Source organism: Rubripirellula tenax (assembly GCF_007860125.1).
Lineage (GTDB): Bacteria > Planctomycetota > Planctomycetia > Pirellulales > Pirellulaceae > Rubripirellula > Rubripirellula tenax.
This window is the reverse complement of record NZ_SJPW01000006.1, coordinates 533,480-552,715: the sequence shown is the minus strand read 5'-3', so window position 1 is coordinate 552,715 and position 19,236 is coordinate 533,480. Positions and strand designations below refer to the sequence as shown.

Annotated in this window: 12 protein-coding genes; 4 read left to right on the top strand and 8 right to left on the bottom strand. The window is 56.7% G+C overall.

From position 1 onward, the window contains the following. Positions 1-50 precede the first annotated feature (50 nt). The 3 genes from Poly51_RS22885 to Poly51_RS22875 form a co-directional block, all read right to left on the bottom strand. Positions 51-1,556 carry a hypothetical protein gene (locus tag Poly51_RS22885; RefSeq protein WP_246114699.1) on the bottom strand — a complete coding sequence of 502 codons (1,506 nt, stop codon included), beginning with the start codon at positions 1,554-1,556 and terminating at the stop codon, positions 51-53. 112 nt (positions 1,557-1,668) lie between these two features. Then, positions 1,669-3,486, bottom strand: coding sequence for a proprotein convertase P-domain-containing protein (locus tag Poly51_RS22880; RefSeq protein ID WP_146460448.1), 1,818 nt, complete (start codon positions 3,484-3,486; stop codon positions 1,669-1,671). Beyond that, on the bottom strand, positions 3,483-6,164 hold the full coding sequence (locus Poly51_RS22875; protein WP_246114698.1) for a secretin N-terminal domain-containing protein: 2,682 nt from the start codon (positions 6,162-6,164) through the stop codon (positions 3,483-3,485). The genes Poly51_RS22880 and Poly51_RS22875 overlap by 4 nt, the downstream gene beginning before the upstream one ends. 379 nt (positions 6,165-6,543) lie before the next feature. Here Poly51_RS22875 and Poly51_RS22870 point away from each other — a divergent pair, with 379 nt between their 5' ends. Beyond that, complete coding sequence (locus Poly51_RS22870) at positions 6,544-7,659, top strand: redoxin domain-containing protein (RefSeq protein ID WP_146460446.1); 1,116 nt, start codon at positions 6,544-6,546, stop codon at positions 7,657-7,659. Positions 7,660-7,666: 7 nt separating this feature from the next. On the opposite strand, the gene Poly51_RS22865 is transcribed toward Poly51_RS22870, so the two are convergent. Both Poly51_RS22865 and Poly51_RS22860 read right to left on the bottom strand, forming a co-directional pair. Beyond that, entirely contained in the window at positions 7,667-9,079 is a 1,413-nt protein-coding gene (locus tag Poly51_RS22865; RefSeq protein ID WP_390621801.1) for a Gfo/Idh/MocA family protein, read from the bottom strand. A gap of 168 nt (positions 9,080-9,247) precedes the next feature. Continuing rightward, positions 9,248-10,618 (bottom strand): peptidylprolyl isomerase, encoded by a 1,371-nt coding sequence (locus tag Poly51_RS22860; protein WP_186775738.1) that lies wholly within the window; start codon positions 10,616-10,618, stop codon positions 9,248-9,250. A gap of 120 nt (positions 10,619-10,738) precedes the next feature. Between Poly51_RS22860 and Poly51_RS22855 the strand changes: the two genes are divergently transcribed. Continuing rightward, positions 10,739-11,494, top strand: a complete 756-nt coding sequence (locus tag Poly51_RS22855; protein ID WP_146460440.1) for an RsmD family RNA methyltransferase — start codon at positions 10,739-10,741, stop codon at positions 11,492-11,494. Here Poly51_RS22855 and Poly51_RS22850 read toward each other — a convergent pair. Further along, positions 11,457-13,055, bottom strand: coding sequence for a phytoene desaturase family protein (locus Poly51_RS22850; RefSeq protein ID WP_146460438.1), 1,599 nt, complete (start codon positions 13,053-13,055; stop codon positions 11,457-11,459). The two genes, Poly51_RS22855 and Poly51_RS22850, sit on opposite strands and share 38 nt — an antisense overlap. A 91-nt stretch (positions 13,056-13,146) precedes the next feature. After that, complete coding sequence (locus Poly51_RS22845; RefSeq protein ID WP_146460437.1) at positions 13,147-14,568, bottom strand: aldehyde dehydrogenase family protein; 1,422 nt, start codon at positions 14,566-14,568, stop codon at positions 13,147-13,149. Between the two features lie 46 nt (positions 14,569-14,614). On the opposite strand from Poly51_RS22845, the gene Poly51_RS22840 reads away from it, so the two are divergent. Both Poly51_RS22840 and Poly51_RS22835 read left to right on the top strand, forming a co-directional pair. Next, entirely contained in the window at positions 14,615-15,223 is a 609-nt protein-coding gene (locus Poly51_RS22840) for a nitroreductase family protein (protein ID WP_146460435.1), read from the top strand. 254 nt (positions 15,224-15,477) lie between these two features. Continuing rightward, the gene (locus Poly51_RS22835) at positions 15,478-16,800 is read left to right on the top strand and encodes a PP2C family protein-serine/threonine phosphatase (RefSeq protein ID WP_315853679.1); all 1,323 of its coding nucleotides are present in this window, start codon (positions 15,478-15,480) and stop codon (positions 16,798-16,800) included. Between the two features lie 32 nt (positions 16,801-16,832). Here the strand turns inward: Poly51_RS22835 and Poly51_RS22830 are convergent, their stop codons facing one another. Continuing rightward, complete coding sequence (locus Poly51_RS22830; RefSeq protein WP_146460433.1) at positions 16,833-19,064, bottom strand: fused MFS/spermidine synthase; 2,232 nt, start codon at positions 19,062-19,064, stop codon at positions 16,833-16,835. Between the last annotated feature and the right edge of the window lie 172 nt (positions 19,065-19,236).

Sequence of the window (19,236 nt, the reverse complement as noted above, 5' to 3'; positions counted from 1 at the left end):
CTGCTAGACTTTGGGCTCATCCAAGCAGCTTAGAATGGAAAAAGTCGAGGTCAGAGGCTACCGGATTCCGCTTTGATCAGCGAACCAAACTGGGCGATGGTTTTTCGGTCGCCGAGTCGTCGCAAGTTCTCGGCCAACACGATGTCGTTCGCGACACGAACATAGCGTCGATGCATCGCACGTCGTTCCTCGCTGCTCATTTCCGTGACGTTCGCTTCTAGCAACTCGCTAAACCTTTCAAATTTTCGGTGCCCGTGAACGGCTTCGACAAACTCGTCGGCTCGCGACGTCACAAGCTCGATCGCTTTCGGGTTCATAACGTTCGATAGTTCGGGCCACCGTTCCAGCAAGTCATCGGCGATGCGATCACGCAACGTTCGAAGTTCGTCATTGGATCGGCGGCCACCTGATCCGCGTCGACGTCGCTGTGGACGCGACGCTTCCTGAGCGGTTTTGATGCGGTCTTCGCCGTCAAGTTGCAGCAACGTTGATAGCCCTTCGAGTACAACTCGCTGTGCAGGCGCCGCAAGCGAGACGACCGACGAGTAGGGTTCGTCCTCGGACAACAAATCGAATTCGTCGTCGCTTTCACGATCGCCGGCGAAGCGACTATTGACGGAAAGGAACTCGCTTGATGTCGTCAGCGGGATGTCGATTGTGATCGCGTTCAGTACCGTGTAAGCATGCGCTTCATCGAAGCCAATTTTTCCGTCACCGTCGTAGTCTGGGGGATCGATCGGCGCGCCACTTCGGTCGATGCCGCGCACTGCGGCCCAGAAATAGGTGCTGTATTCGACGTAATTGACTTCGTCGACATCGGAAGTGCATCCGGCCGCTGGTCGATCATGAACGGTTGCAAAGAATCCGACTCGCCGCTGCTTCGCCAGACCTTGGTCAGGATCGCCGTCAACGAAACAGTAACGTGCGAATCCACCGGCATAACATTGAACCATGACGACGACCACATCGATGTCATCGGGCAGTCGATCGAGTAGGGCGGTGAACTCGGTCATTTTGATAGACGAGTAATCCCAGAGTGCGATTTCCGTATCGCGATCGCGGTTAGAATCCAAGCTAGGGGTTCCGTGCGCCGTCACGTAAATGAAGAGTCGGTCACCCGCCTTGATCCGATCGGACGCTTCTTTGAACCAGCCACGAACATTTTTGGCCGACGATGATCCGCGAACATTGGGAACCTGGTGATCGCGATAGGCCAAACCGAGATCGGTTGTGCTGCCAAAGAGTTCGGCCATCCAACGGTTAGCTTCGGGCACCGACTCGATCTCCATCACTTGCACGTCCTTTGCCGGATCGTTGCCGTCGGCAAACAGCACGTCGACTCTGGGACGAGCCGCACCGGACTGCCCTGCTTCACGTTCGGACATGAAGCGTTGGAACAGCAACACGTTCTTTTCGAGCGAGACCTGATTGCCCGAGGGAGCGTATCCGCCACCAATGGTTAGGAAATGGTCATCGCCATGCGACAAATCGTTGATCGCGCCGACGGCGATTGCGAAAACGAAGCCAACTCGCATCCATCCGTTCGTGCATCTCATCGCGTTTCACCACCCTGTTATCATGTCAGTTTCCGCCACAGGACGCGATTCGATCGTTTGCACACTGGTTTGGCAACGGGACGGTCCACCCCTCGTAGCGATGCGTCGATTTCTATTCAAGTTTCGATTCGAGCTTGCGGATCTTCTTGTCCAGCGATTTGGCTGAGTCATTTAAGTCAAATCGCTCGCGAGAATCGTTCTCGTTTTTGCTTTCCATCATCAAGCGAAACTTTTCGACCATTTCAGCCCGCTTCTGACGAATCTTTTCCATGCTATCGACTGAATCGCGAAGCTCGCCGGTTGGCGATTCTTGACTCGTGAAGTCTTCACGAGCATCGGGATCTGTCGTGGACGCAGTTTGCGTGATCTGGGACTGTGTAGCGTCCGTCATCGGCGTCAGGCTGTCTTGGGGCTGGATCATCAACGACCACTGGTGCAGCATCCCGAATCGTTCATTCCGTGCGCCTGCGATGACCAGTTGCCATGTGCCGGTTGCTTCGGTCCCATTGAACTGACTCAGTCCCGGTTGACGCTTCATCACCGCTTCGGGAATAAAGTTTCCTTCGAAGGGCGCACGCGCCTTGGTGATCGGGATTTGAGATTGGTCGTCGAAGATGGTTTGATTGAAGTGATCGTCACCGCCGCCGACGCCGGTGAACAGTTCGACGCGGGTTCCATTCGGGGAAATCAAATATCCATCGAGATAGGAAAGGTGCGAATGTGTGATGGAAAGTTGCACGTCCAAGTCACCGATCATGAATTTTTCGTCAATCACGATTTCAGAGATGACCGTCTTGCGCGGCGGCAGAACTTCCGCGGTTTGGTTCGTAAAGCTTCCACCCGTCAGTGCAGCCGACTGGGTGACTTCCGCTAACGTCAAAATCCCATCGTCGTTGATATCCAAACCGACGAACGATTGCACAGACTCGTCGGACCACTCGTCGGTGTACTCCGCCATAGTGACTTGATCGTCGCGGTTTTCATCGCGTTCATAGAACCAACTCGGGACGCCGATCGATTCGTCGCCAGCATTTTCCTGCAACTCGCTTAGATAGGAATGCATCTCGTCGCGAGACAATTCACCGTCGCGATCGACGTCGATGCGGCTTGTTGGAAAGCCCAATCGGGCAGACTCGTTTGCTTCCAAGCAGCCATTGCGATTGAGATCGAATCGGCTCATCATCGACGCCGTCAAATAGTAGCTGGTCCCACCATTCCGCCACCAACGCGAATCGTTGCGGTCGTCGTCGCTTTCGTCTCTGGAAGGGCGAACACCGCTTCCAATTCGCTTCGCGCGTTGAACCAATTCATCGGAGGCTCCATCAAGCAATCGTCGGCGTGCATAGCGTTGCGTGAGTTCCAATCGACTCAATCGCCCGTCGTAGTTGTAGTCCTCTTCGAAGGGATCACGGTGCGTCCATTTCCCTCGTTGCGCCTCGGCCCGATCGATGTACCCGTCCTGATTGCGGTCATACCGCCGAAGTGTTAGATCCGTCTCGTCGAGGTCTTCTTGTGTGTAGGGGAACTCGAAATCCGACAGCCCGAATTCCGGCACCAGCGGTTGTCCCTTGATGGGACCGAAACCCTTGACGCTGCTTTCCAAGTCAGGCTCGATGTTCTTCCCCGCAACTCCGTTGACCAATGCGTAATAGATTCTCGCGGCTTCTTGTAACTTCGAGATATCGTTGGGGCGATCCAGGGAAAGCCGCCGTGCTTCTGCGATCCGCTCTAGGTACGGGCGAGCCAGCGGTGTGATCTCTTTGGGATCGATTTGACCGTTTTGATTGCGATCGAGACGCTCGAGCGATTCGCGAAGTCCGGACTGTGCAGACGCCGAATCGCAAGCCGTTATGCAGGCGATTGTAGCGATCGATGCCACAACAAGTTGCGACGCACGCCGTCGCGATCCAGAGTGAATAGTGCGACTCATTTGGTGCGTGCCGACGTTCGTGAAGTTGTTTTGGCCCTCGACGTCGTTTTCGGTTTTGCCGCCGATCGAATGGGGCCGGATGCTGCACTCCCGGATGCCAATTCTTGAAGCAAGAGCCCGTAGACTTCATTGTTGATCGGAGTGACCACTTCGACCGTTTGCTCGGAACCGACGTCCAATTTCTGGACCAGAGACTCGACTTCTGCGAACAAAGCATCCGGCGCCGTCACGATCAGCGAATTGCTTGATTCGTGAACCGCGATGGTCATCTTCGGTTCCACATCGGCAACCGCGGGTTTGTCTTGCTCGTTGGACTTCTTGGAATCGCTGGCCGCACCCAGCGAGGCGGCACGGGCAGCCAGGTAGGCTTCGCGCGGATCAAGGGCCGCTTCGCCTTTGAGGCTCGACGAACCGGATCGGCTTGCCGGTGCCTTCTCGGCGACGCGATCCACGAATGCTTCCTTGATCGACTTTGCCACTTCGGTCGCCGACGTATGCAGCAGTTCGATAACGTGAGAGCGTCCGTGGATTTGGATGTCGGTGATGCTTTCATCTTTGTCGATGATTCGCAGGTACCCGGCGATGGTTTCGATGTCGTCTTCGGTTCCCTGAGCGATCAAGCGATTCAACCTCGAGTCGGCGACCACGGTGATGGAACCGGCCATCATGGTAGTCGTCCCTTCTTGCGACGAAATCAAGCTACCGAAGAACGAAGACGACGGTCCGCCCGATACATATCCATTGACCAGTGTTCCGGCTTCGCCTTCGCGTGCCGATTGACCGCCATCGATCAGTTCACCTAGCAATCGCAGGGCATCACTGGGACGCGTGTGTTGCAGATAGAACACAACCGGTGCCGTCGACGCGGGATGATCGGGGCCCGCGATCATTCGCAGGTGTGATTCGAACTGACTCAGTGCGTCCGTGTCTTCCGATTGAATCAGGATGCCGCGGTCAGTCACTTGACATCGAACCGTCGGAACGCGATTCGAAACGGCCGTGAATTGGCGAGCATCATGATTGCCGATCGCCGTGAATCGATCCGATAATCCCCGACTCGATGACTCGTTGGCCTCGGACGCCGGATCGGCGGATGGAAGCGGGGCACGGTCCGGTTCCGACGCGTTGGGAACCCGCTCGGTCGGTGCCGGGAACCCCGCGTTTGACGATGGAAAAATCACGACCGGGTTGGTGGATCGCCAAAACGTAGCAGCCGTTTCTAGTAACTCGATTGCCCGCTGTCCCTTGATCGGTACGATCCGAACCTGATCGGCCGACTCGCTATTGAGGCTGCTCTGCGATGTACCGGAAGTTGCCTCCAAGCCTTCGACGATCTTTTTGATCTGGTCAATTTGGTGCTGTTTGCCGCGAACGAACAATCGGCGATTGCCCGGGTCGGCATCGATTTTGGGAGCATCCGGGTCCACATTTTTTGGGCTGGTTAGCGGACCCGGCAAATCCAACATTTGTTCCAGCAACGTAATCACGAAGAACGGGTCTGTGTTTTGCAGCGGGATGACCTCGAAGGCTGCTTCCGATGCTTGGACTTGTTGGATGGTCGCGGCAATCTCGTTTTGGACCGACAGTGGCGCCAAAGCAACAATGCTGCTAGATCGTTCATCGATTGATAATCGGACTTCTTTTCCGTTGAGCAACGTTTGCAGCACGTTGTAAACCGTTTCGACGTTGCCGCCGGAAACCAAATGAGATTGCAAAGTTTTCTCGCCGTCGATCGTCGACGCAACGGGCTCAGGTTGATCTAACGCTTCGACCAACCGTTCGATCACTTTGACCTTGTCTTCGACGCCGGTCGCGAACAGGTGTTTGCCTTGAATGTCTGATGACAAACTGACATCGATGCCGATCATCTCTCCCGTTGCCAGTCCCAAGTGTGGCCGTGCGACCAACAGGATGTCTTCCGCCGACACGTGTTGCAGCGAGAACGTCTTTACGACCGTGCCGTTCTCCATTTCATTGGGTTCGAATGCCGCCAATACATCACGAACGTTTCGCAGTTTCGAAACGGTGTCGGTGATCATCAATTGATTCGTCTTTGAAAGAATTGTCGGCTGCGTCATCAGCTTCAGCGCCGCGAGCTCGGCGACCGCATCGTCCGAATCAATGTTCCCGAGCGCGAAAATGCACTTGACCACTTCATGCTGGTTTACCGCATCAGCAAGTGCATCGGTAGGAATTTGAGCGGCCAGCAGGTCGAGCTGTTGCAGACTGCGAGGGTCGCCGAGATTGATGACGGACAATAAGTCGCCACTGCGGACCAACGTGAATCCTTCGGCAAGCAGAAACAAATTGATTCGATCGATCGCTGCGGCCGTGTCGTAGGAACTCACGTCGCTGTAGGTGAAGCTGCCCGGCGGCAAATCGCCCACGTGGAGTGCGAGCCCCGATTCGTCAGCGATCCAACGAATCACTTCTCGCCAAGGAGTGCCGTTGAAGGAAAATCTAAGGTCCGTCGGAGGCTCCATTTCCAGCGGAAGGATGCCAGCGCTGACATCGACTGCATCACTAGGCTCTGGCGATGCAACCACAAGCGGTTCAACGCTGTCGATCCCGTCGTCGGCTTCTAATCCGCTAGTACAGACCAGGGTGCCGACAAATGTGGCACCGACCAGGAAAGCCGTCGAGCAGTTACGACGACCAAATTGCGTATTTCGTTTCATGCGACCAGCGATCGACTGGGGACGTCGATCGGTTGAGGTGGGAACGCGGACTGATGAACGCTACGAACGATTTGCCGAAGTCGACAAATCGCTTTCGTCGTTGAGCCGCACCAATGGTCTACGGATCGATCGACGCCTTCGTAGTGATCTCGTGGGTGGGATTTTTTCAGGTAGGACGATTCAGCTTACTGGTTTTGCCGTCAAAGTCAATGTTTCATGGTGTATCCGTCCAGCAGATTGGCCGCGTTGCAATCGTTAAAACCGTCACCGTGGAAGTGTCCGCTTTGGCGGATCAAAGTACGGTTTGGGCATCGGTTACCATAGCGAATGGGCATCCGAAGCCCTCGAATGACAATGTCTCCGTTGGTGGGCCCCCACGATGAGTCGAACCCCGTTTCAGCCGTTTTTATCATCCATAGTGCTGGCGTCACTGTGGATCGGCACGATTCCCGCGGTCGCCGCAGACGACTCTGGCGATGCGGCGTCATCGATTCATCGGCTGGTTCCACGGTTCTTGTTGGGGCTTGTCCACGCGTCAGAGGTCCACGCCGAGCTGAAATTGGACAGCGACCAGATTTCTAAACTCGAAGCCCTGTTTGCCGAAACCGATGTGGAATGGTTTCCGGCACGAAACTTGGCGAGCGAAGAACAATTGGCGGTCATCGATCGCTTGGAAGGACGCGTCCGGCAATGGTTTCGAGACAACACGACGACGGCCCAACAGCAGCGAATGAACCAATTAGAGTACTTCGCGCAGGGCAACCGCATTTTGTTGCGTACGGACGTCGCGAAACAAATCGGTCTCGCCAAAGAACAACAATCGCGGCTGGCCGAGTTTGCGGCGGCGACGTCGGAGTCACAGACGAAATTGTCGCGCACTCAATACGGTGATCCGGCCATTGCGTCGCTTCAGGCCGAGCTTGAAAAGAACACTCGTGAAGAACGCGCGGCGATCGGCAAGATCGTTCGCCCCGAACAGCGATCGAAGTTGAACGCGCTGTTGGGAGTACCGTTTGACCCCAGTGGCTTACAGCGAATCTACGCGATGGCGCCGGAATTCGATTCGGGGCAACCGTGGATCAATTCCGAACCGCTGACCATGTCGGGACTGCGGGGAAAAGTCGTGATCGTCCACTTCTATGCGTTTCAGTGTCACAACTGTCACGCCAACTTTGACATCTATCGCCGTTGGTTCAAGAAATATTCGTCCGATGACGTTGTGTTGATTGGAATCCAGACACCTGAAACGAGTCGCGAGCGCGATGCCGATGCCGTTCGAGCGGCCGCAACGGAGAAAGCTCTCGATTTCCCGATTCAGATCGACTTAGCGTCCCAGACTTGGGCCGCTTGGGGAAACACGATGTGGCCCACCGTCTATGTCGTTGACCAAAACGGTTACATCCGACACTGGTGGAGCGGCGAATTGAATTGGAAGGGCGCAACGGCCGATCAAACGATTGAATCCGTCGTCGATAAGTTGCTCGACAAGGCGTAAAGGCCGCTCACACAAACCGTTGCTTGCTGCCCGGGACTGGTACCGTATAGTTGCCGTCGGCGTCGGGCTGGATCGGTGCCGCATCGTCGAACGTCTGCATCGCGTCGGTATCCGCAAGGGCGATGTCGCTGTTGATCGCGTCATCCCATTTCACAACCTTGCCGCTGTACGTCGCCATTCGCCCCAGGATCGCGGTCATCGTGCTGTGCGCACCGTATTCGACTTCGTTCGGTGTTTCGCCTTTCCGCAATGCGGCAAAGAAGTCGTGGTGTTCTTGTTGCCAGCCCTTCCCGCCCTTCGTCTCTTTCAGCTCGCTTTGCCACGTCTTTTTGCCCTGGGCATCGCGAATCAACGCGTCACTGATGTCGCAAGATCCGCTGGTGCCGTGAACATGCTCGCTAACGTTGTTCCAGCATCCTTGAATGTGACGACATTGGCTAAGAAGCTTGAAACCACTGGGATACGTGTACTCGACCATGTGGTGGTCAAAGATTTGGCCGTGATCGGTTCCTTTACGAACTTCGCGACCACCTTGGCCTTGCGCTTCGATGGGGCGCGAGCCCAATAGCCAATTGATTACGTCCAAATTGTGAATGTGTTGCTCGTCGATATGATCACCGCACAACCAAGTGAAGTAGTACCAATTGCGCATTTGGTATTCGAGCTCGGTTTGTTCGGCCGTTCGCGGGCGGACCCAAACGCCGCCACCATTCCAATAAGCGCGCCCGAAGATCAAGTCACCGATCCCGCCGTTTTGAAGTTTGTCGATACACTCGCGGTACCGAAACTCGTGATGCCGCTGTAATCCGACTTGGACCGCCAAGCCTTTTTCTTTCGCCTTCTGGCCGGCTGCTAGAACGCGGCGCACACCGGGTGCGTCGGTTGCGACGGGCTTTTCCATGAAGACATGCTTGCCAGCTTCGACGGCGGCTTCGAATTGTTGAGGTCGAAAACCCGGCGGTGTTGCCAAGATCACAAAATCGCAATCTGTCGCCAACACCGACTTGAATGCGTCGAGTCCGACGAACCGCGTGTCCTCGACATCCAGTTTGTCGGGATGCTTGCCCTTGATGGTCCGGTAAGCGGTTTGGATGCTGTTCTCGAAAACGTCGGCCATCGCGACCAACTTGGTCTCGCCGCCGGTCGTGTTCAGTGCTTGGATCGCCGCGCCGGTACCCCGGCCGCCGCACCCGACCAAACCGATCTTGATAACGTCACTGCCGAAGGCATGCGCACCGCGAGCGACCGAAAGGTTCGTTCCCACGATCGCACCGCCGGCCAACATCATGCCGCTTCCCTTGATAAAATTGCGTCGCGACGGGACATCATCGAAGACTGGCGCCGTCGGTTCGGCGGACGGAGCTTGGGTCTGTTGTTTGGCCAACAAGTTGGCTCGCGACCGAGGCGTGCGTTTCGTCACAGTGGATGGGAGTTTGGCAGAGGGAAGTGATAGGTGACGCGAGCTTAAGACAAGACCGTCGTGAACTGACAGCCCCATTCTAGTCGACGAAGAGCCGGTCGTGCGTTGGCAATCGCGGCTGTTTCGGAACCATGAATGGCGACGACAAGGAAAGGCCGATTCATCACGTTACCGACGGGGCATTCCCGGTCGGACGTATACGGGTTCCGGGAGCTCTGCCGGACGGCGAATGACCGTCGCCTCGATGATCCGATCAGGCGGTATTTGGATCGCGTCCTTCTTTTTTTCTTTCGAGGGATCGATGCGTCGCATTCGCGAAACAACGTCCATTCCTTCGATCACTCGTCCAAAAACGGTTTGATTGTCACTGGCTTGAGCGACAGGCAAGAACAGGATCGCAAACTGGCTGCTGCCCGTATTGGGAACGAATTCGCCCGTGTCACCCACAGGAATCTTTGCCATCAACAGGGATCCGCGAAAGGCGTGCCGATGATCGGCCCGTTCGTGCTCGTCGACGACAAATTTCGAGCTATTGCCATCCCCCAAACCTGTCGGGTCCCCTGTCAAGGCGAACAAGTGGTCGATCACTTGATAGAAATCGAGGCCGTCGTAAAACCCTTGCTCCACCAACTGGATGAAGTTCGAAACGGTCGAAGGGGCTTGGTCGATGAACAATTCCAGGATGACGTCGCCTTGAGTCGTTTCAAGTTTGACTCGCGGCAAACGATCTTCTTCGGCCTCTTTGGCGCGCACAATCTCTTCAGCCTCGTAACGTTCCTTGTGCAGATCCAACAAAAAGTAAAGGCTCTTATCCACGTCTTTGAGCTTGTCTCTATCGAGGGCATCGAAAAGTTGCTTTGCCATATCGAATTCGCCTTCCGAAACCGCCGAACGCACGGATGCTTCGAACAGGCTAGCCAACAAGGATCCACCGTCGATCATCCGCGTCGCGCCTTCGAGCGTGTGGATGTCGTAGATGTCTCGTTTCAAGCGGTGGTCAATCATGGTGACCAAGTAGGTTGCCGTTTCTTCGTCGCCCGAGACTCGAATCACCTCTAACGCCGCCATGTAGGTTTCGTCCATCAATCGGCATACATCCGCTCGCGCGTCGAAGTACTGTTTTCGACCTGCCGGGGTGCGGTCTTCGAGGTTGACGTAACGCATGAAGGCCGCTCGTTGTCGCGACAGTGCTTCGACGAGGGCTTGCTTCGCCTCAGAAAACTTTGCACGTCGCTTTTCGACCTCCGCGAGGTAGACCGGATCCTTTTGCAGTGCTTCGAATTCCGCTTTGCTCATCGGAGTGGGCCCGGCTTTGCCCGAACTGGCTTCGTCCGGTGTTCCCGAACCTTCCGTTGCACCGTCGGTGGTTTCCTCTCTGGTTTTGTCGGCCGATACGGACGCTGACGCTGCCGATTCCGTTGCCGCGGTTGGCTCCTGGCCGGCCGCCGCTGTCAAAATTGCAGTCGGAGCGACCGAAACGGCGAACGAAACGGCGATGAATCCGAAAAGGCGACGAAAAAAATCGATTGGGAAACGCATCTGGGTCTCAGTGGGTATTGCAGGCATGGTCCTTCGGCAACCTTACGCACGGCAACCCGTTTGGGTTTGATTCTTCGCCCAGGTTTCAGACTTCGTCACGATTTGGCTATACTTGCGGCGATGAAACGATCCTCTAAATCCGATTCTCGGCCGTCCAAATCCAAGTCGACGTCAAAACCGGCTTCTGCGGCGAAATCGACCCGACGCGGGAAACCGGCGTTGCAATCGGCGACTTCCCCAGCGGCGTCCAAATCGGGCGGAAAGAAGAAGGCGGCAGCAACAAAACCAACAAAATTGCGAATCATCGGCGGCGATATGCGCGGTCGCACGATCGTCTATCACGGCGAAGAGTTTACCCGCCCGATGAAAGACAACATCCGCGAGAACGTTTTCAATATCTTGCTGAAGGCGATCAAGGGTGCGAAGTGCATCGACTTGTTCGCGGGAACCGGCGCGATGGCGTTCGAGTCGCTAAGCCGCGGAGCGTCGTCGGCCGTCATTGTTGAACAGAACCGAATGGCCGTCCGATACATTCGCGAGACTGCCGAGACACTGGACGTTTCGGGCAAGTTGAAAATCGTGACGGCGGATACTTTCCGCGTTGCCAGCCAGTTGGTGGGCCCGCCGAAGGACGAAACGCCTTGGGTGCTGTTCCTTTGTCCGCCGTACATCTTTTGGCACGAACGATTGGAAGAACTCAACGCCATCATTCGCGCCGCGCAGGTGAACGCGCCGCCCGGTAGTGTTTTGATGGTCGAAACAGAAAAAACGTTTGACCAAGATCTGCTGCCGCCCGGCGATTGGGACAGGCGGACGTACGGCGGAACGACGCTAGGGTTTATCGAGCCGGCACAGGTGTGCGGGATGAACCTTTGATCTTGCCAGCCTGGACGTCCTGATCCAGGCTGTCCGCTGCGATCCAACCGCTCATCATCACCATCGGCATGCCTGGGCCAGGATGAGCAGCACCGCCGGCCAGGTACAACCCGCTCAAATCTTTCCGACGGTTGGACGGTTTGAATGCGCCCAAGTACTTTCCGTGGCTGGCAAGCCCATAGATCGCGCCGTTGAGAACCCGGTACCGATTGTGAATCCCTTCGGGCGTGAGTGACGATTCGTGTCGAATCGAATCCCGAATTCCGCTCATTCCCGCGGTGCGTTCCAGCTTGTCAAGAATGACATCGCGATACTTGGGCAACATCTCTTTCCAATTGTGACCGCTGCGCATGTACGGCGTGTGGACCAAAATGTACAGTGCCTCGCCTCCCTCCGGTGCAACGCCTGGTTCGCTGATTGCCGGAGCGCAGACATACGCACTCGGGTCCGGCGCCGGTTCGCCTCGTTTGTAGATGTAGTCGAATTCTTCTTCGGGATCTCGCGAGAAAATAAAGTTGTGGTGCAGCAGTTGTTCGTATCGACGATCCAAGCCCAAATACAGCACCACACCGCTGCAAGCTGGTTCGTGCGAGTTCTTTTTCTCGAACGCTTTGGATTGCGGAGTCCCTTTTAGCAATTCGCGATAGGTCCGCACAGCGTCACAGTTGCTGACCACGGCATCGCATTCGATCACGTCACCATGGGCCGTTACCACGCCAGTGACTTTCGACGACGATCCGGTGCCCGATGTTGTGATCCGCATCACGTCAACGCCGACGCGAACATCCACCCCCAATTCTTCGGCCAATCGGCAAAGGGCTCGCGGCACGGCGCGCGTTCCACCGATCGGGTACCAGATACCTTCGTCGGTCTGCATATGGGCGATGCTGCACAAGACCGCCGGCGAATTGTATGGCGACGAACCGACATACTGGGTGAAGTGATCCATCATCTGGGCGACGCGATGATCGGGGACGTGCGATCGAACGACCGACGCAACACTTCGCCCCATTCGCAGCGAGAGTACGTCTTTCAACACTGCGGCCGAAAATGTCCCGCCGACATCCATCGTGTCCGAGAGTCCGCCGACGCTGCGCCAAAAGAAGAAACGATCGGAAACGCCGTGCAACTGTTCGCTCATCCGCATGAACCGCGCATACCCCTCGCCGCTGGTCGCCGACCCCGTCAACGCGTCAATGTTCTTTTTCATCGCATCGGTGTTGGCGACCAAATCCAGAACCGTGTTGGGATCGTTGCCGCCGCCTTCGAAGAAACATCGCCACTGCGGATCGAGCGCGACCATGTCCATGTAGTCCGCAAGATCCTTGCCTGCTTCGGCGAAGACCCTCTTGAGCACACTGGGCAGCGTCAGGATCGTTGGTCCCATGTCGAACCGATATCCGTCGGCTTCATGCACGGCGGCTTTTCCGCCAACCCAATCGTTTTTATCCAACAGAGTGACGCGGTGGCCGCGGGCCGCCAAAACACAGGCCGACGACAAACCGGCCAAACCGGCGCCGACGACAACGACGTGAAGCGATTTTGAATCTGCTTTGATCATGGAAAGTTTGTTCTAGGAATTCGAAAGGTTGCTCAGCACCGGGCGGATACGCATAACTGTAGAGCGTTAACCAGCTTCGGCAAAGATCGGGCTATTCGTCGCGTCGGACCATCCGTTTCAGCGAGGCTAACCGCAGCGATGCGGTGCCGTGCAACCATCCGACCATGGCAGAGAGAATGCGTTCATCGTTTTCCGTGCGGGCTCGTAAGTGTGGGGCCCAGCTTCCTGTTCGTTCCGACACCACCTTGGGTGTGGTCATCGATAACAAACCTTCGACGCCTCGCGTCACACCGAATCCGCTGTCGCCGCGACCGCCGAACGGTAAGCGCGGGTCGGCCGTCGGAACGATCAGATCGTTCAACGTGACGGTACCGACAGACAATCGCTTCGCCATTTCAGCGGCAGCAACGCGATTCCCGAAGATCGACGCCGCCAAACGGTACCGGCAATCGTTCACGATTCCGACGGCATCTACGATTTGTTCGACCCGCATGATTGACGTAACCGGCGCAAAAATGTCGGCGGTCGCTACCGGATGGTCGGGCACGACTTGGTCCAGCACCGCCGGCAACATTCGACCGGACGTCGCGAGCGCATCGACATCTACGTTGCCGAGCGCGTCGACGCATCCCTCCGAGAGAGAACGGCGTATGACGTCAGCCACGGCCATTCGTGCCGACGAGTGAACGACCACCGAAGGGCTCGTCGCCAGTCGCGACCGAATGGCTTGGAGCAGTCGGTCCGCCGTCGGTTCGTCGGCAATCAACCTGCGAGGCGCGATGCAGGTCGCGCCGGAATTGAACGTCAACCCAAACACAATCGCTTGTGCAGCACGTTCAATATCGGCATCCGGCAGCACGATGACGGCGTCACAACCGCTCAGTTCAGCGATCACCGGCGTCAGACTCTGGGATGCCCGCTCCAACACGCGTCGCCCGGTCTCAGCCGAACCGGTCAAGACGATCAAATCCACACCCGCGTCCATCGCGGCAGTGGCGGATTCGGTCGACGAATTGATTGGGTTCAGTGACTCCGGCGGCACACCCGCATCGTAAAACGCGCGGACCAGTCGTGCCGTCGCCAATTCACATCCCGCGGCTGGCTTGACGAGAACCCGATTGCCCGCGGCCAGCGCCTGCGCCATTTGAACTCCCGGCAGCAGCAACGGATAATTCCATGTTCCCAACACCAAGACCAGCCCGTGTGGTTGGCGTTCAACGTGGCTCTGGACACCAGCCAGCCACATCGGTCGACCGGCAAATCCAACCCGTCGCGGCGACAGGACTCGCGGCCCGCTTCGCCCGATCCAGCGGAGTGCTGCACACAGCGGAAGCAGTTCGGAAGTGATGGTTTCGACCGGGTCACACCGCTGGTCGCTGGCGCAAAGTCGCGTGAACTCTGTCGTCGCCGACGCAAGCTGATGTGCGACCGATGCGATCACCCTGCACCGAGTCTTGGTGGCGGCCTTGGTCGTCGTTTCGCCCCACGGGTTCAGCTCAGTACGATGTTGCATTAGTGTCTGTATCAATCAAAAAACGCACTTTTGGGAAAACCCGACCATGACCGTGAATCCGACCAACCATGAAGTCATCGATGCGATCGCCAATCGGTGGAGCCCCTATCGATTCGAGACAAAAGCGGTTGAGGACAAAAAGTTAGTGCGGTGCTTGGAAGCCGCTCGGTGGGCCGCTAGCAGTTTTAACGACCAACCCTGGTCATGGATCATTGCAAAGCGACAAGATACCGCGTCCTTCGATCGCATGTTGGGGTGCCTGTTGGAGGCCAATCAACCGTGGGCTGCCAAAGCGGGAGTATTGATGATTTCGGTGATTCGCCCGACGTTTCAATACAACGGGCAACCCAATCGGGTGGCGTTGCACGATCTGGGCCAGGCCGCGGCGCACCTTGCCCTGCAAGCCGCAGAGCTTGGATTGCAAGTCCATCAAATGGCGGGATTGAACCTGACCGCCGCGCGACTGTTGTATGGAATTCCGGAAGGGCACCAGCCCGAAACCGCAATCGCCCTCGGATATCCCGATACCAGCGAGCCGAATGATGATCTGGGTCGAAAACTTAATCAGCGTGATCAAGGCGAGCGAAAGCGACTGGGGATCCACGAGCAGGTTTTTTCGGGAACTTGGGGGAATCCGGCGAAGTTTGACGGTTGATCGTGGCGAAAAACGGGCGGTGACGGCGAGATCTCTTCGTTTTGCGTTCCGTGAAGAACCTTGCCAGCAACCCAAAATGGCTCGTTATCCGCTAAGCTATACCCAGGCTGTATTTTCCTAGGCGTCTAGCCGCCCGAGAGTACCGCGAAATACAACGTTGTCATCCCATACGTGGCAGTGATTCGTTTCCGCCACGTATTGTTCCACGGTACGGGATCATCGATGATCCCCACCCGTTTCTATCCTACCTTCGCTTGAGTCAATCGCCGGTGCCGGAGTCTTGGAATCCTGGAATCGTTTTCGCGCATCTGACGGACGTCGGCATGCGTCGGGCCAACAACCAGGACTCGCTGGCGTGTTTGCCGGCGAAGTCCGAAGAACGTTTTTGGAATCGAGGGCACTTGTTTGTCGTCGCCGACGGAATGGGTGCTCACGCCGCGGGTGAATTGGCCAGCCAGATGGCGACGGAAAGAATTGCGATGCAGTTTTTTCGTTCACATGCATCGTCCACCGCCGATGCACTTCGCGCGGCCGTCTCGGATGCGAATGACGAAATCCACCAACGCGGTCAAAACAATCCCGAATTCCATAACATGGGAACGACGGCCAGTGCATTGGTGCTTTCGCCCAGCGGAGCCTTTGTCGGCCACGTCGGTGACTCTCGAGCGTATCGGCTGAGGGCGGGCAAGTTCGAACAGCTGACCTTTGACCACTCGCTTGTTTGGGAAATGGAAGCCACCGGACAAACGGGCCAGGGCATCCCCAAAAATGTCATCACGCGATCGCTCGGCCCGCACGCGGTGGTCGACGTCGACGTCGAAGGACCGTTTCCGATCGAAAAAGATGACCAGTTCCTGTTGTGCAGCGACGGTCTAACGGGGCTAGTCGAAGACGACGAAATCGGGGCGCTTCTAGATTGCCTTCCCGAAGAAAAAGCGGTCCGAGTTCTGGTCGACCTTGCAAACCTTCGCGGCGGTCCCGACAACACGTCGGTCATTATCGTCCGTGTGGTCGATCCGATCGTCGGCAAGCAGCCCGGCGTCCCGCAAAAACGCAATCGATCCGAACCGGCTGTGTCTCGCGCTATCTTGGCAACGGTCGCTATATGTTTGACCGGCGCGTTGTTACTGGGCATCCTGTCGGTCGTCGATCCCTATGACCCCGATCAACTGGGCGACCAAAATTGGGTCGGACCAATGGTGGTGGCATTGCTGCTTGGAATGATCACTTCGGCAATTGCGATCTACGAGTGGCTGCAGGTTCGTAAGCGAAAACGACCTTCGTCATCGCATTCGGGGAACCAGGGCCCTTATCGCGAATATGATGCGACGCCGACCAAGGCGCTCTACGAGCGTCTCGGTGAAACGGTCCAGGCGCTGCGTGATGCCGCCAATCAAAACAATTGGATGATGGACTGGCAAAAAGTTGACGCGTTCCAAGACGAGGGCCGCGTTGCCATCGAAACCAAAAATGTCAAAGACGCCATCCGTGCCCAATCGGAAGCTGTCATCGAGACAATGAACCAGCTTCGTGAACAGAACAACCGAGCGGCGAACGAAACCGCCATCGATCATTGAATGTCCGACGTCTTCGAAACTTTTGTTCGAAGTTAATTGGCATCCACGGGCAACTCTTGGTTCTTGAATTCGCGGTACACCACTTCGGTGCTGCGTGGCCCCGATTCCTTGATCGCCAGCCGCTTACCATACGCCAATAGCTGGTTGTCGTCGGTCACAACGTCGCCAGTCATCGCATACCGACGAAGCTGATCCGGTGGCAGCAGTAGGGCGTCGCGAATCTGTTCCGCGTCAAGCGTTCGCTGCAGCACGACTCGTCCATCGCCCGCGTGATCCAATCCCGGCCAGCTTTCGCCGAGCGGAATCGATTCGTCGTTGCAACCGAGAAGAATGCCGTTGTAGTCACTCGGGTCGGCCCACAGCGCGGCGTTGGGGAAAACTTCTTGGAACGTGCGAGCGATCGACCGTGCGTGTTCTTCGGAAACCAAGTGCGATGGCAACCACTGGGCAATGATCCCACCAGGGCGAAGTTTCTTTTTAGCCGTTTCGTAAAACTCTTTCGAATACAACGCGTTGACGCCCGCGTGGTTCGGCGGCATCGGCTCCAACGTGATCACGTTGAACGTCTTCGTGGTGCGACGCAGAAATGCACGACCATCCATCAGAATCGGATCAACGTTTTCGGCCTCCAACACACGATCATTGCCGGGAAAGTGTTTCGCAATCGCGAACACTGCCGGATTGATGTCGACAATCGTAGTGTGCTTGATGCCTTCTTTGCGAACTGCGTTGGCCGTCTGTCCTGTACCGAAACAGATCACCAATGCTTCGTCGGTCTGGTCGCTCAACAGCACCGGCAACGACCCCATCCAATCCATGTAATGCGCCGTCGGCCAGAATGCCGCAGCCGCGAATCCGTCAATGAAGACCCCGCGGCTGCCGTTGGCGAATTCGATCGCCGACGTCGCTGCGTCGGGGCCCTCGTGGTGTGCGATTACCGTGTGTTCACCGTACGGATACGAGAACAAAATGCGCTCGCGACCGACCCCTGAATCCATCATCACGGCAACCACCATCGCGGCGACTGCTACCCCATGCGACCAGACGGGAAGCCGGATGCCGTACAAGGCATAGGTGACTGCCAAGACCATGAATCCGGCGATCCAGGCAGTGTGTACGAATCCGAACATCGGCAGGAAGATCCAAGCCGCACTGAGCGCACCCAGCACCGAGCCGATCGTGTTGACGGCGTAAATTCTTCCGAGTGCTTTCGACGAATATCCGTCTTCTAAATGCCACGGCAGTGCGATGCCCAGCAAGAACACCGCAGGCCCGACCAACAACAGCGTCGTACAGAACCAATGGATCGGCGTGTTGTGGCTGCCCAAGGTCAGCAGCAGTACGTCCATCCGTTCAATCAGCGGAGTGCCGATGAAAATCGCAATCCCCGCGAAGATCAAGATCAAATCCAATCGCGTTGTGTATTGTTTGATCCTCGGAACCAGCCGAGCAGCAATGCCGAGTGTGACAAGCACCACAGCCAGCATCACAGAAAACCCGGTGGTGGTCGTTTCGAACGCAGCGCGCAGGGCGCGGAACCAGGCGACTTCCAACAAGAATGTAACGAATCCGGTCATGAATACGATTCCCAGTACGCTTCGCGATGGCGTATCGATATCGCCGACACTCGCACTGGTTTCAGCCTGGGATCCTGCTTCATTCTTTCCAGCGACTAGGTATGCGGTCACGCCGACGGCCACATTGATCAGCGCGGTCAACACGGCTGTTCCCTGTAAACCGAATTCGGGAATCATCCAAAACGCGACCAACAACGTGCCCACCGCTGCGCCAAGCGTGTTGATGCCGTAGAGGAGCGACATGGACACATCAAATCGTTTTCCGATTCGGCCAAAAATCGGAATGCTGGCGCCCATGCATGCAGCCGGGATCAAGATCACGACGACCACACCGAATAGCTGCGTAAGCGGCGCCAGCGCGGGCTGTGACTGGTAGACAACGCGGTCGAGCTGTTCGAGCCACGCAAAACAGGAACCAAGTGCGAGCCCGCATACGCCGATCGCAAGTTCAAGGTACCCGTACAACCGAAGCGGGTGAGTGCTTTTTCTTCGATCGATGAACCGACCGCACAGCGATGCGCCGATCGTCATCCCCGCCATCATCGTCGCCAGCGTGATCGCAGCGCCGGAAGCGCTGACGCCGAAAGCGAGCGACGTCCGCAATTGCCAAATGACTTCCCAAGACAATGCAGCCAACCCGCCGAGTGCAGGCAGGGTCAACGCGATCACGGATGCAGGCTTCTTCATCGTCAGGCAGGCGAAAAGGGTTGAGCGGGATCCGACGAGTCGGACGGCAAGTGCGGCGAAGAATTATGCGCCATCTTGAGCGACCGGCGAAAAAAAACCGATCATCCCTGTCTTGCCGATCATGCCGCTTGTTCAGTCGCCGATCTACGACCGTTGCCGTTCGATATGCGAA

Excerpts from the sequence above, each read along its gene's own strand:
- Poly51_RS22845 (WP_146460437.1), bottom strand. The coding sequence starts at position 14,568 with ATGCAACATCGTACTGAGCTGAACCCGTGGGGCGAAACGACGACCAAG.
- Poly51_RS22840 (WP_146460435.1), top strand. The coding sequence starts at position 14,615 with ATGACCGTGAATCCGACCAACCATGAAGTCATCGATGCGATCGCCAAT.
- Poly51_RS22880 (WP_146460448.1), bottom strand. The coding sequence starts at position 3,486 with ATGAGTCGCACTATTCACTCTGGATCGCGACGGCGTGCGTCGCAACTT.
- Poly51_RS22860 (WP_186775738.1), bottom strand. The coding sequence starts at position 10,618 with ATGCGTTTCCCAATCGATTTTTTTCGTCGCCTTTTCGGATTCATCGCC.
- Poly51_RS22885 (WP_246114699.1), bottom strand. The coding sequence starts at position 1,556 with ATGAGATGCACGAACGGATGGATGCGAGTTGGCTTCGTTTTCGCAATC.
- Poly51_RS22830 (WP_146460433.1), bottom strand. The coding sequence starts at position 19,064 with ATGAAGAAGCCTGCATCCGTGATCGCGTTGACCCTGCCTGCACTCGGC.
- Poly51_RS22850 (WP_146460438.1), bottom strand. The coding sequence starts at position 13,055 with ATGATCAAAGCAGATTCAAAATCGCTTCACGTCGTTGTCGTCGGCGCC.
- Poly51_RS22870 (WP_146460446.1), top strand. The coding sequence starts at position 6,544 with ATGAGTCGAACCCCGTTTCAGCCGTTTTTATCATCCATAGTGCTGGCG.
- Poly51_RS22855 (WP_146460440.1), top strand. The coding sequence starts at position 10,739 with ATGAAACGATCCTCTAAATCCGATTCTCGGCCGTCCAAATCCAAGTCG.
- Poly51_RS22875 (WP_246114698.1), bottom strand. The coding sequence starts at position 6,164 with ATGAAACGAAATACGCAATTTGGTCGTCGTAACTGCTCGACGGCTTTC.